Source organism: Streptococcus sp. BS35b, from assembly GCF_000286475.1.
Taxonomy (GTDB): domain Bacteria; phylum Bacillota; class Bacilli; order Lactobacillales; family Streptococcaceae; genus Streptococcus; species Streptococcus oralis_W.
This window is the reverse complement of record NZ_ALKH01000012.1, coordinates 100,638-117,993: the sequence shown is the minus strand read 5'-3', so window position 1 is coordinate 117,993 and position 17,356 is coordinate 100,638. Positions and strand designations below refer to the sequence as shown.

General features: G+C 43.2%; 14 protein-coding genes and 1 pseudogene. 13 read left to right on the top strand and 2 right to left on the bottom strand.

Annotated elements, in window-relative coordinates:
* A pseudogene (locus HMPREF1149_RS09775) lies at nucleotides 1–1,112 on the bottom strand (ISL3 family transposase); the annotation flags it as partial.
* Nucleotides 1,113–1,255: 143 nt separating this feature from the next.
* Here HMPREF1149_RS09775 and HMPREF1149_RS09770 point away from each other — a divergent pair.
* The 7 genes from HMPREF1149_RS09770 (at nucleotide 1,256) to HMPREF1149_RS09740 (ending at nucleotide 9,122) form a co-directional block, all read left to right on the top strand.
* Nucleotides 1,256–1,957 (top strand): ABC transporter ATP-binding protein, encoded by a 702-nt coding sequence (locus HMPREF1149_RS09770; RefSeq protein ID WP_000323389.1) that lies wholly within the window; start codon nucleotides 1,256–1,258, stop codon nucleotides 1,955–1,957.
* A 1-nt stretch (nucleotide 1,958) separates the two neighbouring features.
* The gene (locus HMPREF1149_RS09765; RefSeq protein ID WP_000754602.1) at nucleotides 1,959–4,661 is read left to right on the top strand and encodes an ABC transporter permease; all 2,703 of its coding nucleotides are present in this window, start codon (nucleotides 1,959–1,961) and stop codon (nucleotides 4,659–4,661) included.
* A gap of 144 nt (nucleotides 4,662–4,805) precedes the next feature.
* Nucleotides 4,806–5,075, top strand: coding sequence for a 30S ribosomal protein S15 (gene rpsO / locus HMPREF1149_RS09760; protein WP_001018251.1), 270 nt, complete (start codon nucleotides 4,806–4,808; stop codon nucleotides 5,073–5,075).
* A 540-nt stretch (nucleotides 5,076–5,615) separates the two neighbouring features.
* Complete coding sequence (locus HMPREF1149_RS09755) at nucleotides 5,616–6,662, top strand: FecCD family ABC transporter permease (RefSeq protein ID WP_000949325.1); 1,047 nt, start codon at nucleotides 5,616–5,618, stop codon at nucleotides 6,660–6,662.
* Between the two features lies 1 nt (nucleotide 6,663).
* Nucleotides 6,664–7,419: an ABC transporter ATP-binding protein gene (locus tag HMPREF1149_RS09750; RefSeq protein ID WP_000364120.1), complete on the top strand. Its 756-nt coding sequence runs from the start codon at nucleotides 6,664–6,666 to the stop codon at nucleotides 7,417–7,419.
* Between the two features lie 19 nt (nucleotides 7,420–7,438).
* A complete protein-coding gene (locus HMPREF1149_RS09745; protein WP_000753255.1) occupies nucleotides 7,439–8,449 on the top strand; it encodes an ABC transporter substrate-binding protein in 1,011 nt (336 codons plus the stop codon).
* Nucleotides 8,430–9,122 (top strand): alpha/beta hydrolase-fold protein, encoded by a 693-nt coding sequence (locus tag HMPREF1149_RS09740; RefSeq protein ID WP_000175781.1) that lies wholly within the window; start codon nucleotides 8,430–8,432, stop codon nucleotides 9,120–9,122. The genes HMPREF1149_RS09745 and HMPREF1149_RS09740 overlap by 20 nt, the downstream gene beginning before the upstream one ends.
* Nucleotides 9,123–9,164: 42 nt before the next feature.
* Here HMPREF1149_RS09740 and HMPREF1149_RS09735 read toward each other — a convergent pair whose 3' ends face one another.
* Nucleotides 9,165–9,914: a lysophospholipid acyltransferase family protein gene (locus tag HMPREF1149_RS09735; RefSeq protein WP_000500183.1), complete on the bottom strand. Its 750-nt coding sequence runs from the start codon at nucleotides 9,912–9,914 to the stop codon at nucleotides 9,165–9,167.
* Nucleotides 9,915–10,046: 132 nt separating this feature from the next.
* Between HMPREF1149_RS09735 and HMPREF1149_RS09730 the strand changes: the two genes are divergently transcribed.
* The 6 genes from HMPREF1149_RS09730 (at nucleotide 10,047) to HMPREF1149_RS09700 (ending at nucleotide 17,354) form a co-directional block, all read left to right on the top strand.
* Complete coding sequence (locus tag HMPREF1149_RS09730) at nucleotides 10,047–12,383, top strand: cation-translocating P-type ATPase (protein WP_025170466.1); 2,337 nt, start codon at nucleotides 10,047–10,049, stop codon at nucleotides 12,381–12,383.
* A 101-nt stretch (nucleotides 12,384–12,484) separates the two neighbouring features.
* Nucleotides 12,485–13,162, top strand: a complete 678-nt coding sequence (locus tag HMPREF1149_RS09725; RefSeq protein WP_000624054.1) for a tRNA (adenine(22)-N(1))-methyltransferase — start codon at nucleotides 12,485–12,487, stop codon at nucleotides 13,160–13,162.
* Nucleotides 13,149–13,946 (top strand): Nif3-like dinuclear metal center hexameric protein, encoded by a 798-nt coding sequence (locus HMPREF1149_RS09720; protein WP_000881147.1) that lies wholly within the window; start codon nucleotides 13,149–13,151, stop codon nucleotides 13,944–13,946. The genes HMPREF1149_RS09725 and HMPREF1149_RS09720 overlap by 14 nt, the downstream gene beginning before the upstream one ends.
* Before the next feature lie 16 nt (nucleotides 13,947–13,962).
* Nucleotides 13,963–15,066: an NAD(P)/FAD-dependent oxidoreductase gene (locus HMPREF1149_RS09715; protein ID WP_000754637.1), complete on the top strand. Its 1,104-nt coding sequence runs from the start codon at nucleotides 13,963–13,965 to the stop codon at nucleotides 15,064–15,066.
* A 301-nt stretch (nucleotides 15,067–15,367) separates the two neighbouring features.
* On the top strand, nucleotides 15,368–16,387 hold the full coding sequence (gene galE, locus HMPREF1149_RS09705; protein WP_001156514.1) for a UDP-glucose 4-epimerase GalE: 1,020 nt from the start codon (nucleotides 15,368–15,370) through the stop codon (nucleotides 16,385–16,387).
* Entirely contained in the window at nucleotides 16,371–17,354 is a 984-nt protein-coding gene (locus HMPREF1149_RS09700; RefSeq protein WP_000364600.1) for a glycosyltransferase family 2 protein, read from the top strand. Before galE ends, HMPREF1149_RS09700 begins: the two co-directional genes overlap by 17 nt.
* The last annotated feature ends 2 nt before the right edge of the window (nucleotides 17,355–17,356 follow it).

Sequence of the window (17,356 nt, the reverse complement as noted above, 5' to 3'; positions counted from 1 at the left end):
GCGTTTGAGTAGGGAAGTTCCAGTGCATTCATGATCTTGTCTTTATCTTTCGAAAAGGTCTTGAAAACAGTTTGAAAAATAGGATTTACAGAAGAAACTGTTTCGTCAATAAGACTAAAGAAATGGTCTGTTTGTTTCTCTTGAAAATGAAAGAGTAGGAGTTGATAGAGATTATAGTGCTGTCTAAGTTCTTGAGAGTAGGCAAGTATCTTTTCTAGAATCTCTTTATTGGTCAAGTGTGACCGAAAAGTTGGTCGATAAAATCGTTTATCACTGAGTTTACGGCTATCCTGTTGGATGAGTTTCCAGTAACGTTTCAGTGCTTTATATTCGTGCGATCTCCTGTCAAACTGATTCATAATTTGTATGCGTACGCGATTCATTGCTCGACTGAGATGCTGGATAATGTGAAAGCGGTCGAGAACAATTTTTGCATTTGGAAAAAGTTTTCTAGCAATATCGTAGTAGGGACTAAACATGTCCATGGTAATGACTTTCACACGACTTCTCACCTGTCTAGAATAACGAAGGAAATGATTGCGAATAGTTACTTGAGTCCGCCCATCAAGGATAGCTACGATCTTTCTGGAATCAAAATCTTGTGCAATGAAGCTCATCTTACCTTTCTTGAAGCCATACTCATCCCAAGACATGTGAGTTGGAAGGGAAGATAAATCTGTCTTGAATTTAAATTCTTTCAATTTACGAATGACTGTTGAAGTAGAGATGGATAAACTTTCGGCGATAGCTGTCATAGGGATTTTCTCGATTAATTTTTGAGTGATTTTCTGGTTGACGATCGTTGAGATTTGGTGGTTCTTCTTGACTAAGGAAGTCTCTGCGACAGCTATTTTACCGCATACTTTACAACGAAAACGTCGTTTTCTCAATCAAATAAGAGTTTTGTAGCCCGCACACTCTAGATAGGGAATTTTAGATTCTTTTTGGAAGTCATATTTAGCCATTTGTCCTTGACAGTCAAGACACTTAGGAGTAGGGTAATCAAGCTTAGCGATGATTTCTTTATGTGTTTCAGCATCCAGATAATCCAAGATTATGATGTTCTTGTCTTTAATTCCGAGTATGTTTGTGATAAAATTTAATTGTTCCATAAGATTCTTTCTAATGAGGGTTTGGTCACTTTTTCATTATAGGTCTTATGGGGCTTTTTTTGTTTTTGCTTCTGGTTTCCAACTAGTTGAAAAAACGTTATAATGATAATAGGAAGTAATTTATTTGAGAGAAGGTGTGTCTGATGGCTTATATTGAAATGAAACACAGTTACAAGCGTTACCAGGTTGGGGATACGGAGATTGTGGCTAATCGTGATGTGAATTTTGAAATTGAAAAGGGGGAGTTGGTCATCATACTTGGCGCTTCAGGTGCTGGAAAATCAACCGTTCTCAATCTTTTAGGAGGTATGGATACCAATGATGAGGGGGAGATTTGGATTGATGGTGCCAATATTGCCAACTACACTTCACACCAGAGAACGAATTATCGCCGTGAAGATGTAGGATTTGTTTTTCAGTTTTACAATCTTGTCTCCAATCTGACTGCTAAGGAAAATGTGGAGTTGGCCTCAGAAATCGTGACAGATGCCTTGGATCCAGAGCAGGTCTTGACAGATGTAGGTCTGGCTCATCGCCTGAATAACTTTCCAGCCCAGCTTTCTGGAGGGGAGCAACAGCGAGTCTCCATTGCACGCGCTGTAGCCAAAAATCCTAAAATCCTCCTTTGTGATGAACCGACAGGTGCCTTGGATTACCAGACGGGGAAGCAAGTCTTGAAGATTCTCCAAGATATGTCTCGTCAAAAAGGAGCAACGGTGATTATCGTGACCCACAATGGCGCGCTAGCCCCTATTGCAGATCGGGTGATTCACATGCGCGATGCCACGGTTAAGAGCATGACGGTCAATGAGTATCCGCAGGATATCGATACATTGGAGTATTAGCATGAAAAAAACGTATCGGAAAGACCTATTTCAGTCAGTGACGGCTTCAAAGGGACGCTTTGTTTCTATCCTGACCTTGATGATGCTGGGTTCTTTAGCCCTTGTTGGTCTCAAAGTGGCCAGTCCAAATATGGAACGTACGGCAGGGGATTATCTCCGTAAAGCCAATACTTTGGATCTGGCAGTGATAGCTGATTATGGCTTGGACAAAGAAGACCAGGACGAACTAAAAACCCTTCAAGGAGCAAGTGTTGAGTTTGGCTATATGGTAGACCTAACCGTTGAAAATGGTGAGGAAGCAGTTCGACTTTACTCCAAACCAGAGGGGATTTCAACCTTCCAAGTGACAGAAGGGCGACTGCCAGAGGCTGATAAGGAAATTGCCCTAGCCGACTTCTGGAAAGACCGCTATCAGATTGGGCAGACCATTACCTTTACTAAGAAAGAAGAAGGGAAGTCCGTCCTAAAATCCCAAACTTTTACAATTACTGGATTTGTTCAGTCGGGTGAGATGCTTTCTCAAAAAGACTTAGGGAGTGCTAGCAGTGGAAATGGAAGCTTGGCTGGCTATGGAGTGATTTTGCCCAGCCAGTTTGATTCAGATGTTTATAGTATTGCGCGTGTGCGCTATGATGATTTAAAAAATCTGGATGCTTTTTCATCAGACTATAAGACCAAACGAACCCAACATCAGGAAGAGTTGCAAGATTTGCTAGCCGATAATGGTCAAAAAAGATTGGCAGGTATCAAAGCAAATGGGCAAAAGAGCTTGGAAGAGGGGAAAGAACAGCTCCAAACTGCTGAAAGCAACTTTCAAAATGGCAATAGTCAGTTAGAGCAGGCTGAAAGTCGCTTGAAAACCCAAGAAGAACAAGCGACCGCTTTACCAGAACCGCAAAAGAGTCAAATCGAGGGACAGCTGATAAAAGCAAAGGAAGAACTGGCGACTCAAAAAGAAAAACTGGCTCAGACAGAGAGTGATCTAACTAAGGAAAAAGAGAAGATTGAACAGCGTCAGAAAGAGCTTGATGAACTGGCAGAGCCGAAATACCATGTATACAACCGCCAAACTATGCCAGGTGGTCAAGGATATCTCATGTACAGTAACGCTTCAGCAAGCATTCGTTCTGTCGGGAATATCTTCCCCGTTGTGCTTTATATGGTCGCTGCAATGGTGACCTTTACAACTATGACTCGCTTTGTGGATGAAGAACGTACCAATGCCGGTATTTTCAAGGCCCTAGGTTACCGGAATCAAGATATAATTGCCAAGTTTGTCCTCTATGGTTTTCTTGCAGGAACTGTAGGAACCATTTTAGGAACGCTTCTAGGACATTATCTCCTTGCAGGCGTGATTTCGGATGTTATAACAGCTGGGATGGTCGTTGGTAAAAGTCAGGAGTATTTTTACTGGTCTTATAGCCTCCTTGCCCTAACCTTAAGTTGGGTATCCAGTGTTTTGCCGGCTTATCTGGTGGCACGGAGGGAACTACACGATGAAGCAGCCCAACTCTTACTTCCAAAACCTCCCGTTAAGGGATCAAAGATTTTGCTGGAACGCCTGAGCTTTATTTGGAGTCGTTTGAGTTTTACTCATAAGGTTACGGCGCGAAATATTTTCCGTTATAAGCAACGGATGTTGATGACCATTTTTGGAGTTGCGGGTTCGGTTGCTCTCCTATTTGCAGGTCTTGGCATTCAGTCTTCTGTGGGAGGAGTTGTCGATCGTCAATTTGAACAAATCCAGCAATACCAGATGATTGTAGCAGAAAAGAGCAGTGCGAGTGAGCAAGAAAAAGCAGATTTAGAAAGTGCCTTGCAGGCTGAATCTATCCATGCTTATCAAAAGATTTACTCTAAATCCATTGAAAAAGATTTTAAAGGAAAAGCAGGACTTCAAACCATCACCATGATGGTTACTAGTGGAGAAGACTTCAAGCCCTTTATCGCATTAGAGGAAAATGGCCAAGAGGTGCAGATCACAGATGGAGCGGTCGTGAGTCAAAAACTAGCCCAACTAGCAGGTGTTACGGTTGGGGACGAGCTGGAGCTTGATGGGAAGGAAATCAAGGTCGCGGCTATTTCTGAAAACTATGTTGGACACTTTGTTTATCTCAACCGAGCGACTTACGAACAAGTCTATGGAACCAGTCCGCAAGACAATACCTACCTAGTAAAATTAAAAAACCCAACACCTTCCAATACGGAGAAAGAAGCGGCTACTTTCATGGGAAAAGCTGCTGTTTCTGGGGTCGTCCAAAATGCGACAGCCATCCATCTCTTTGAATCCGTGGCTAGTTCGCTCAATAAAACCATGGCAATCCTTGTCCTTGTTTCGGTTTTACTAGCCATTGTCATTCTCTACAATCTCACTAACATCAATGTGGCAGAACGTATTCGTGAACTTTCCACTATTAAGGTTCTCGGTTTCCATAATAAAGAAGTGACCCTCTATATCTACCGTGAGACCATGGTGCTGTCCCTTGTGGGAATTGCTCTCGGTTTGGTAGCTGGCCACTATTTACATCAATTTTTGATTCAAATGATTTCACCTGCCACCATACTCTTTTATCCTCAGGTCAGCTGGGAAGTCTATGCTCTTCCAATCGTCGCAGTGACTGTAATCTTAACCTTACTGGGGGTCTTTGTCAATCACCACTTGAGAAAAGTGGATATGCTCGAAGCCCTGAAATCAGTAGAGTAATTCAAGGTTTTAAACAGTAAATCAGTTGACAAAGTCCCTGCTTCTTGGTAGAATAAGAACTGTCGTAAAGACAAATAACTTCTTCTTGGTTACAGGCATGCCAACCTGTCACTCGGATGAAGCCAAATAAAAAGGAGAAATATCATGGCAATCTCAAAAGAGAAAAAAAATGAAATCATCGCACAATATGCACGTCACGAAGGTGATACAGGTTCAGTAGAGGTTCAAGTTGCTGTCCTTACTTGGGAAATCAACCACCTTAACGAACACATCAAACAACACAAAAAAGACCACGCTACTTACCGTGGATTGATGAAGAAAATCGGTCGCCGTCGTAACTTGCTTGCATACTTGCGTAAAAATGACGTTAACCGTTACCGTGAGTTGATCAACTCTCTTGGACTTCGTCGCTAATCTTGCGTCTAAAACGTTTCTATACTTCGTTGCCTTCTCCTTGATGTACCATCAGTACAATCTTCGGCTCGTCGCCTAGTCTATAAACGTTTTATCCAGCAAGAATAAAGCTCTCTGATTTCAGAGGGCTTTTTATGTTGTCACCTTACCTCGATATACTCAAGTATTATCATTGGTTACGGTTCCTAGCACAGTAATGTAAAATAAACCAGATTTTCTCCCTTCGGGGAGATTTTTTGTTTTACTAACATTTTCGTACAATCTTCGGCTTGTCGCCTAGTCTATAAACGTTTTATCCAGCAAGAATTATGATGCTAAGGGCGTTAAAAATCCGTATGAAAATAGGGAAACGACACAGTGTTCGATGAACACAAGGAGTTTCATCTTTTTCACTAGGATTATAGCCCGAGCTCAAATCAGCTCTCTGACTTCAGAGGGCTTTTTCTATATATATTTCCATCCTTGTCCATCTAATGGAAATATGGTATACTTTTCATGAGAATTTTCTAAATTTTTAAGATGCTATCAAAGGAGGTTTGCATGCTTTCCAAATTTTCTGGAAGCCGACGGGACCTGCAATTTGTGTTACTTTTAGGTATTTTGCTAGCTGCTTTAGGGATTTCCCTATTTCTAGCAGTTTCTATGGGATCCGTTGCGATTAATTTAGGAGATACCTATCGGATTATTTTGAGCAGGTTGGGTTTTCCTCTTGAGATAGGAGAGGTTTCCAAGTCCACTCTTGCCATTGTATGGAACATGAGGTTCCCCCGAGTATTGTTAGGCTTGATAGTAGGGGCTGGTCTTTCCATGTGTGGTAGCGTAATGCAGTCTACAGTGAACAATCCCATCGCTGAACCCTATGTCTTAGGCATCTCTGCGGGCGCAACTCTAGGGGCAACCTTGAGCATCATTCTTGGTTTAAAAGTGATGATTAGCCTTGGAGCTTTTCTTGGAGCTATTTTGGCAACCATTGCTGTTCTTATCATTGCCTCTATGCAGGGAAGGATGACGACTTCTAGTCTGATCTTATCAGGAACGGTGGTCAATGCTCTCTTTCTGGCTTTTTCCAACTTTATTATCTCAGTTGGCGCTAATGCGGACAGTGTGATGACCATTAAGTTTTGGACCATGGGTTCGCTTGCCGGGACTACCTGGTCTGACTTAGTCCTGCCAACTATAGTAGTAGGTATGGCCTTTCTATTTTTCTCAACTCAGTATCGTGTTTTTAATGCGATGATGATGGGAGATGAGGCTGCTTTAACTTTGGGGATTCCCTTACGCTTTTATTGGTATCTTTATGTGACCATGGTGGCTGTGCTGACAGCAGTCTTAGTAGCAACTTGTGGGATTATTGGATTTGTTGGTCTCATTACTCCTCACTTAGCTCGAGGGTTAGTAGGAACGAATTACAGAAGACTTTTTCCTGTTGCAACCATACTGGGTGCCCTCTTTGTGGTCTGGGCAGATGTACTCTCTCGTGTCATCATTCCAAATGCTGAGCTGCCGATTGGTATTTTCACAGCCTTAGTAGGTGCTCCCTTCTTTATCTACATTGTTGGAGGTAGGCGAAGGGAGGTGAGGGCCTGATATGGACTTGATTTGTCAGGATGTCCACTTTGGACTAGGAGAGAAAAAAATCCTCAAAGGAGTTTCTCTTAAGGTTGAGGGGCATCAATTTCATACGATACTAGGGCCAAATGGAAGTGGAAAAACCAGCCTGCTTAAACTCCTCTATCGCCAGGAAAAGGCAGACAAAGGCTTGATAAGCCTAGATGGAAAGCCGCTGGAGCATTGGTCACTCAAAGAAACAGCCAAGCAAATGGCAGTTGTTACCCAGTTTAATCAATTGCAGTTTGATTGTACAGTTGAGGAAATCGTCTTGCTGGGAAGAACTCCCCACCTCTCTTTTTTACAGAAGGAAAAGGAAAGGGATTATGCCCTCGTTCAAGATGCTCTCGTCAAGGTGGATATGCTTGAGAAGAAAACTCGTCTCTATTCGTCTCTTTCAGGGGGAGAGAAACAACGAGTCTTATTGGCCCGCGCCTTAGCGCAAGAACCGACTCTCTTGCTCCTGGACGAGCCAACCAATCACCTAGATATCAAGTATCAGTTAGACTTGTTGGCTATTGTGAAGAATCTCAAGGTCAATGTTTTAGCTGTCCTGCATGATATTCAACTTGCTTGTCGCTATTCGGATTATCTCTACCTGATGAAAGAGGGAGAAATCCTTTACCAAGGGACTCCAAAGGAGACCATCACCCCTGAGTCATTGCAAACTGTATACGGAGTTCAAAGTCAGGTTACTTGGACTGAGGATCAGCAAGCCATGATTCACTATTTATAAAAATAAAAAGGAAAACAAGATGAAAAAAACACTAAGCATTTTACTCGTAACAGTAGCTACCCTAACCATGGCAGCTTGTGGTAACACTACTACAGAAAAAGCTACCACACAGTCTAGCACAGAAACAAGTCAAAAGGCCAGCACAGAGACGACTTATCCGTTAACGGTCAAGACCTACGACGCTAAGGGAAATGAAGTCGAACAAGTCTTTGATAAGGCACCTGAAAAAGTTATTACCAACAATCTTTCAACAACTGAAATCTTGTTAGAGTTAGGCTTGAAGGATAAAATTGCTGGCATGCTCAACCCGGACAATGCTGTAACAGACAAATACAAGGACGCGATTGCGACGATTCCTCAAATTGGGGACAAAAAAACAGTCTCACAAGAAACAGTCCTTTCTTATGAACCAGATGCGGTGATGGGTCGAAACATGATGTTTTCTGAAAAATCCTTGGGAACAGTTAGCGCTTGGAATGAAAATAAAATCCCAGTCTATACACAAAAAGCATCTCTTTCAACGATTCAGCAAGATTTGGGAAATATCGTAGAAGATGTCAAAAATCTTGGAATGATTTTTAATGTGCAGGACAAGGCCAATGAATACGCAGCCCAATTACAAGCTAAAATTGACGCTGTTAAGAAAGCAAATCCAGCAAGCCAAGGTGAAAAGAAAAAGGCTTTGATTATGGTTGCTTATAATGACGAAACCTTTGGAGCATACAAGTCTGCTTTGCAAGAAAGCTTGTTGAATCAACTTGGTTATACAAACGTTGCAACGGGAACATCAGGCTTGACCTTGGAAAATCTCGTGTCAATGGATCCTGAGTTGATTATCTATGTAACCAGCGACCGCAATAAAAAATTGGATGCTAACGCAGTAGAGTTGATGAAGGCAAATGAAGTTTTGGAAAATGTTCCTGCTATTAAGAATCAAAAAATCATGACCATTTCTTACGATGAGTTAATGGACTATGGTCCAGCAGTGATTGATTCCCTTGAGAAAATCAATGACTTTATCAATAAATAATGAGTTTGACTGGGAAGGGATCCAAGTCAAGGTCAGCCTTCCTTCGACCTATGATCCTAACCAAACCTATCCAGCTGTTCTCTTGAATGATGGAAACTTGGATTTCCTCTCTTCCCTTTCAGAATCTGTGATTTTAGTGGGCTTGACCTCTAAAAATCGCCTAGACGACTACACTCCCTGGAAGGCAGCTGCTCTGAGAGAGGGGGCTCCAGATTTTGGCGGTCAGGCAACTGCCTATCATGGTCATTTATTTGGAGGTCTTTTAGACAAGTTGCAGTCGCTTTATCGCCTAGACAAAAATCGCCTTGCTTATGGAGGCTACTCACTAGGTGGCTTGGCGGCAGTATACAGTCTTTTCAGCTTTGATAAAGTCTCCTGTATCTTCTCTATCTGTGGTTCCTTTTGGTTTCCTGATTTTGTGACTTATTGCAAGGAAGAAAAGGTGAAAAATTTGGACTGTTTACTGTATTTACAGAATGGTCAAACAGAAGGAGCCCATCATACCAATCGTTTGGGTCAAGCACCAGCCTATGCTGAGCAGATCCATACCAGTCTTCAGAAACGTTATCCGACTGGTCAGTTTGTCTTTGATCCCTATGGGCATCATGAGCAAGTTGCTGAGCGATTTCTAGCTTTTTCCAGCTGGTTGGCCCAAAAATGGAAAATCAAATAAAAGAATTATCCCTTGGCTTTTGCCAAGGGATAATTGTATTTTTTAACCAAGAGCCTCTCTCTTCTTATCTGGATTCCAGATAAAGCTTGCAATGAAGGTAAAGATAATCGTTAGGATACCAACAACCACAGCAAGGATGAGGGCAGGGATTCGGACAAACCACCAGAGTGGGTTTGGTTTTTTATCATTGTGCCATTGCTTGGTTTCTTCGTCTAAACGTTGGAATTCAGCTTGGATGCGGTCTGCAACCATTTCAATCCCTTCATCATTCATTTTCTTGATGTCTGAGATATCGATAGGATTTCCAAAGTTCATATCCACACGTTCACGGCTAACCAAGCCTTTCAAGGTCATAGGACCTGTGTATGTGACGGGCATGATACGGACCTTGGCCATCTTGGCAATCAGGGCTACGCCACCCTTGACATCGTTTGAGTGACGGCTCCCACTTGGAAACATGATGAGAGAGCGGTCGCTTTTTTTGAGGACGTTGATAGGGTACTTGATGGCAGAGGCACTAGGTTTTTCCCGATCGATAGGAAAGGCGCCACACATACGGATCCACCAGCCAAAGATGCGGTTGTTAAACAGCTCTTTTTTGGCCATAAAGATGAACTGTTTTGGCTTGGTCGCAAAGGCCATGTAAACAGGATCCCACCAGGTACGGTGAGGTGCGACGAGGATATAGTTTTCGTCTCGGCTAGGGATTTTATCAGTATTGTGATAGTGGGCATTGCCATTGATGGACCACAAGATCAGCATGACTAGTCCACGCAAATAAGTATAAAACATGAGATCTCCTTCGATTGTATTGCTTTTATTATTATACCTTATCAAAAGACTGCTGGCAAACTTTTTCAGTTATCAGCCAACAGTTTTAGATGGGATTAGAATTCTTTTAAAAAAAATGATATGATAGATTTTATGGATAAAAATAAGATAATGGGATTAACCCAAAGAGAAGTCAAAGAAAGACAGGCTCAAGGTTTGGTCAATGACTTTACCGCATCAGCTAGTACCAGTACTTGGCAAATCATCAAACGAAATGTTTTTACACTTTTTAACGCATTAAACTTTGTTATTGCTCTAGCGCTGGCCTTTGTGCAGGCTTGGAGCAATCTGGTCTTCTTTGCTGTTATCTGCTTTAACGCTTTTTCTGGGATTGTGACTGAGCTACGGGCCAAACATATGGTGGACAAGCTCAATCTCATGACCAAGGAAAAGGTCAAAACCATCCGTGATGGTCAAGAAGTCGCTCTCGATCCAGAAGAATTAGTCCTAGGAGATGTCATTCGTTTGTCTGCGGGAGAGCAGATTCCTAGTGATGCCCTGGTTCTGGAAGGATTTGCGGAAGTCAATGAAGCCATGTTGACGGGTGAGAGTGATTTGGTGCAAAAGGAAGTGGATGCTCTGCTTTTATCGGGCAGTTTCCTAGCTAGTGGTGCAGTTTTGGCTCAAGTCCACCATGTCGGGGCAGAAAACTATGCTTCCAAACTCATGCTAGAAGCTAAGACAGTAAAACCGATCAACTCCCGTATCATGAAATCGTTGGACAAGTTAGCTGGTTTTACTGGGAAGATTATCATTCCCTTTGGTCTAGCTCTCTTGTTAGAAGCCTTGATTTTAAAGGGTTTGCCCCTCAAGTCATCCGTTGTAAATTCATCGACTGCCCTTTTGGGAATGTTGCCCAAGGGAATCGCCCTTTTGACCATTACTTCGCTCTTGACTGCGGTGATCAAGCTGGGCTTGAAAAAGGTCTTGGTGCAGGAGATGTACTCTGTCGAGACCTTGGCGCGCGTGGATATGCTCTGTCTGGACAAGACGGGCACCATCACCCAAGGAAAGATGCAGGTGGAGGCTATTCTTCCTCTGACGGAAACATATGGTGACGAGGCTATTGCCAGCATTTTGACTAGCTATATCGCTCACAGTGAGGATAAAAATCCAACCGCCCAAGCCATTCGTCAGCGTTTCCAAGGACAGGTTGCCTATCCTATGCTTTCGAATCTTCCTTTCTCAAGCGACCGCAAGTGGGGAGCTATGGAGTTAGAAGGGCTAGGAACGGTTTTCTTAGGTGCGCCTGAAATGTTGTTGGAAAATGAAGTCCCTGAAGCTAGAGAGGCCTTGGAGCGAGGTTCTCGTGTCTTAGTCTTGGCTCTCAGTCAGGAAAAACTAGATCATCACAAACCACAGAAACCATCTGATATTCAGGCTCTAGCCTTGCTGGAAATCTTGGACCCTATTCGAGAAGGAGCAGCTGAGACGCTGGACTATCTCCGTTCTCAGGAAGTGGGACTCAAAATTATCTCTGGTGACAATCCAGTTACAGTGTCCAGCATTGCCCAGAAGGCTGGCTTTGCGGATTATCACAGCTATGTAGATTGCTCAAAAATCACGGATGAGGAATTGATTGCCATGGCTGAAGAGACAGCTATTTTCGGACGTGTTTCCCCTCATCAAAAGAAACTCATCATCCAAACGCTGAAAAAAGCAGGGCATACAACGGCAATGACAGGGGACGGAGTCAATGATATCCTGGCCCTTCGTGAGGCAGATTGTTCGATCGTGATGGCGGAGGGAGATCCGGCGACTCGCCAGATCGCCAATCTAGTTCTCTTGAACTCAGACTTTAATGATGTTCCTGAGATTCTCTTTGAAGGTCGTCGCGTGGTTAATAACATTGCCCACATTGCACCGATTTTCTTGATTAAGACGATTTATTCCTTCTTGCTCGCGGTGATTTGTATTGCTAGTGTTTTACTAGGGCGGTCTGAATGGATCTTGATTTTCCCCTTCATTCCAATCCAGATTACCATGATTGACCAGTTCGTGGAAGGGTTCCCGCCATTTGTTCTGACTTTTGAGCGAAATATCAAACCAGTCGAAGCAAACTTCCTCAGAAAATCCATGCTTCGTGCCCTACCAAGCGCACTGATGGTTGTGTTCAGCGTTCTTTTTGTGAAAATTTTTGGAGCGAGTCAAGGTTGGTCTGAGTTAGAAATCTCAACCCTACTCTATTATCTCTTGGGGTCTATCGGTTTCTTATCTGTATTTAGAGCCTGCATGCCATTTACCCTCTGGCGTGTCCTCTTGATTGTCTGGTCAGTAGGTGGTTTCCTAGCCACAGCTCTCTTCCCAAGAATCCAGAAACTGCTTGAAATTTCGACACTTACAGGACAAACATTCCCTGTTTATGGGGCCATGATGCTGGTATTTACGGTGATTTTCATTCTAACCAGTCGTTACCAAGCTAGAAAATAAAGAAAGACTGCAATCTGTGGATTGTGGTCTTTTTAGGTGCAAGATTGCTAGCTGAAGTATGGTATAATAAAAGGTAATAGAGTTTTGGAAAGTGAGAGAAGATGATTTCAAAGAGATTAGAATTGGTGGCGTCCTTTGTGCCACAAGGTGCCATTTTACTAGATGTAGGGAGTGACCATGCTTATCTGCCGATTGACTTGGTTGAAAGAGGAAAAATCAAAAGTGCCATTGCAGGTGAGGTGGTGGAAGGTCCCTACCAGTCAGCGGTTAAAAATGTTGAAAGTCACGCTCTAAAGGAGAAAATCCAAGTTCGTTTAGCCAATGGCTTGGCAGCCTTTGAAGAGGCAGACCAAGTCTCTGTTATCACCATTGCTGGTATGGGTGGCCGTTTGATTGCTAGGATATTGGAAGAAGGCTTGGACAAGCTGGCTAATGTAGAGCGTTTAATCCTCCAGCCCAATAATCGAGAAGACGACTTGCGCATTTGGTTGCAAGACCACGGTTTTCAGATCGTAGCAGAAAGCATCCTAGAAGAAGCTGGCAAATTTTATGAAATTCTAGTTGTGGAAGCAGGACAAATGAAGCTATCAGCAAGTGATGTCCGTTTTGGACCTTTCTTGTCCAAAGAAGTCAGCCCAGTCTTTATCCAAAAATGGCAAAAAGAAGCGGCTAAGCTAGAATTTGCTCTTAGCCAAATCCCAGAAAAAAATCTGGAGGAACGTCAAGTTCTTGTAGATAAAATTCAAGCCATCAAGGAGGTGCTCCATGCTAGCAAGTGAAGTGATTAACGCGTATGAAGCCTTTTGCCCTCAGGAATTTTCAATGGAGGGTGACAGTCGTGGCCTGCAAATTGGTACTTTAGACAAGGATATCCAAAGGGTCATGGTTGCCCTTGATATTCGAGAAGAGACGGTTGCTGAAGCCATTGAAAAGGGTGTGAACTTGATTATCGTTAAGCACGCGCCTATCTTTCGTCCCATCAAGGACTTGGTAGCCAGCCGTCCGCAAAATCAGATTTACATCGACCTGATCAAGCATGACATTGCAGTTTATGCCAGCCATACCAATATTGACATCGTTGATAACGGGTTAAATGACTGGTTCTGCCAGATGCTAGGTATTGAGGACACGACCTATCTGCAGGAAACAGGCACTGAACGTGGGATTGGACGGATTGGGAATATTCAGCCTCAGACATTTGGGGAATTTGCCCAGCATGTCAAACAAGTCTTTGGTCTAGATAGCCTTCGAATGGTACATTATCAAGAGATTGATTTGCAAAAGCCTATTTCAAGAGTGGCTATCTGTGGCGGAAGTGGCCAATCTTTCTATAAGGATGCTTTAGCTAAGGGAGCAGATGTCTATATCACTGGGGATATCTACTACCACACAGCTCAGGATATGTTGTCTGATGGCTTGCTGGCATTGGATCCAGGACATTATATCGAAGTGCTTTTTGTGGAAAAAATCGCAGCACTTCTTACTCAATGGAAGGAAGAGAAGGGCTGGTCTATTGATATCTTGCCTAGTCAGGCATCGACCGATCCTTTCCACCATATCTAGTTAGAAGGTGAAGACAATGAAAAAAGTTGCCATTATTGGAGCAGGGATTGTGGGGGCGACAGCTGCCTACTACCTCTCGAAAGAAAGTGACCTAGAAGTGACCGTTTTTGACCATGGTCAAGGTCAGGCAACCAAGGCTGCAGCAGGAATTATCAGTCCTTGGTTTTCAAAACGCCGCAATAAAGCTTGGTACAAGATGGCACGCTTGGGGGCTGACTTTTATGTGGATTTGTTGGCTGATTTAGAAAAATCTGGTCAGGAGATCGACTTTTACCAGCGTTCGGGAGTTTTTCTCTTGAAAAAGGATGAATCCAAGTTGGAAGAACTCTATGAACTAGCCCTTCAGCGCAGGGAAGAATCTCCCTTGATAGGCCAGTTAGCCATTTTAGACCAAGCGTCTGCAAATGAATTATTCCCTGGTTTGCAGGGATTTGATCGCCTGCTCTACGCTTCTGGTGGGGCACGGGTGGATGGCCACCTCTTAGTGACTAGTTTGCTAGAAGCTAGTCAGGTCAAGCTGGTCAAAGAAAAAGTGACTCTGACACCTTTAACATCCGGTTATCAGATTGGTGAAGAGGTATTTGACCAGGTTATTCTAGCGACGGGAGCTTGGTTGAGGGACATTTTGGAGCCTTTAGGATATGAGGTAGATATTCGTCCCCAAAAGGGGCAACTCCGAGATTATCAGCTTGCCCAAGACATGGAATCTTACCCTGTTGTCATGCCGGAAGGGGAGTGGGATTTGATCCCTTTTGTAGGTGGGAAATTGTCCTTAGGCGCTACTCATGAAAATGACATGGGATTTGATTTGACGGTAGATGAAACCTTACTCCAACAAATGGAGGATATGGCCTTGCCTCACTATCCAGCCTTGGCTAAAGCGACTTCCAGAGATGAGCGTGTGGGAATCCGTGCCTACACCAGTGATTTCTCCCCATTTTTTGGACAAGTCCCAGGCTTAGAAGGTGTTTATGCGGCTAGTGGTCTAGGTTCATCAGGTCTCACAACGGGTCCTATCATCGGTTACCATCTAGCCCAGCTGGTCCAAGACAAGGAGTTGACCTTGGACCCTGAAAATTATCCCATTGCAAACTATGTCAAACGAGTAAAAAGCGAATAATACTCAATGAAAATCAAAGAACAAACTAGGAAGCTAGCCACAGGCTGCTCAAAGCATGGCTTTGAGACTGTGGATAGAAAACTGATGAAGTCAGCTCAAAACACTGTTTTGAGGTTGTGGATCGAACTGACGAAGTCAGTAACCATACCCACGGAAAGGCGAAGCTGACATTGTTTGAAGAGATTTTCGAAGAGTATAAGCATTTTACTAAAATTTTAGTCTCCCCTCTAGGATGGCAAATGACATTCCCTACCAAAAATGGTAAAATAAGAAAAAATAATTCGAGAATCGAGGAAAAAAGATGCAAGAAAAAATTTTGGTAACTGGTGGTGCCGGTTTTATCGGAACCCACACTGTTATTGAGTTGATCCAAGCAGGTCATCAAGTGGTTGTAGTGGATAACCTTGTTAATAGTCATCGTAAAAGTTTAGAAGTTGTTGAAAAAATCACAGGAGTCGAAATTCCTTTCTATGAGGCAGATATCCGTGATACTGATACTCTCAGAGATATTTTCAAGCGAGAAGAGCCAACAGGTGTGATTCACTTTGCTGGTTTGAAGGCTGTAGGTGAATCAACACGTATCCCTCTTGCCTACTATGACAACAATATCGCTGGAACTCTTAGTCTTTTAAAAGTTATGGAAGAAGCAAACTGTAAGAATATCATCTTCAGCTCTTCTGCGACAGTTTACGGAGATCCTCACACAGTTCCAATCTTAGAAGATTTCCCACTTTCAGTGACCAACCCTTATGGTCGTACCAAACTCATGCTAGAAGAAATCTTGACTGATATCTACAAAGCAGACTCAGAATGGAATGTGGTCTTGCTTCGTTACTTTAACCCAATCGGAGCACATGAGAGCGGAGATTTAGGAGAAAATCCTAATGGAATTCCAAACAATCTCTTACCATATGTGACTCAGGTAGCTGTTGGAAAATTAGAGCAAGTGCAAGTCTTCGGAGACGATTACGATACGGAAGATGGAACTGGTGTTCGTGACTATATCCACGTCGTAGACCTAGCCAAAGGTCACGTTGCAGCTCTTCAAAAAATCCAAAAGGGGTCTGGCCTTAACATTTATAACCTTGGAACAGGCAAGGGCTACTCTGTTCTTGAAATTATTCAAAATATGGAAAAAGCAGTGGGACATCCAATTCCTTACCGCATCGTAGAACGCCGCCCAGGAGACATCGCTGCCTGCTATTCAGATCCTGCAAAAGCCAAAGCAGAACTCGGATGGGAAGCAGAATTTGATATCACGAAAATGTGTGAAGACGCATGGCGTTGGCAAAGTAAGCATCCAAATGGATTTGAAGACTAAGATAATGATTTCGATCATTGTCCCCTGTTTAAATGAAGAGGAAGTACTTCCTCTTTTTTATCAGTCTGTTGAAGATTTGCTTCCTGATCTGGGAGCAGAGGTCGAGTATGTCTTTGTAGACGATGGCTCAAGCGATGGAACCTTAGAGCTCTTGAAGGCTTATCGGGAGCAAAATCCTGCGGTGCATTATATCTCGTTCTCGCGAAATTTTGGGAAGGAGGCAGCTCTGTACGCAGGTTTACAGTATGCGACTGGGGACCTGGTGGTTGTGATGGATGCAGACCTCCAGGACCCTCCCGGTATGCTACTTGAGATGAAAGCCTTACTAGACCAGGATGCGAACTTGGACTGTGTTGGAACGCGCAGAACCAGTCGGGAGGGAGAACCCTTCTTTCGCAGTTTCTGTGCTGATCTTTTTTATCGCCTCATGCAAAAAATTAGCCCAGTGGCTCTGCCCTCAGGCGTCCGTGATTTCCGGATGATGAGAAGATCTGTGGTAGATGCTATTTTAACCCTGACCGAGTCCAATCGGTTCTCTAAAGGGCTCTTTGCCTGGGTGGGCTTTAAAACGCACTATCTTGATTATCCAAACGTTGAAAGACAGGCTGGAAAGACCAGTTGGAGTTTTAGACAGCTCTTTTTCTACTCAATTGAAGGGATTCTCAATTTTTCAGATTTCCCCTTGAGTATAGCCTTTGTAGCTGGACTTCTATCTTGTTTTATTTCCTTTATGATGACTGTTTTTGTAGTATTTCGGACTCTTATTTTGGGAAATCCAACATCTGGCTGGACCTCTCTGATGGCCGTCATTCTCTTTCTTGGGGGGATTCAACTTCTGACCATTGGGATTCTGGGCAAGTATATCAGTAAGATTTACCTGGAAACCAAAAAAAGACCACTCTACCTCATCAAAGAAAAAAGTGATCTTTCTATTTTTGAAGGAAAAAATAACCGGAAAAGACTATAATT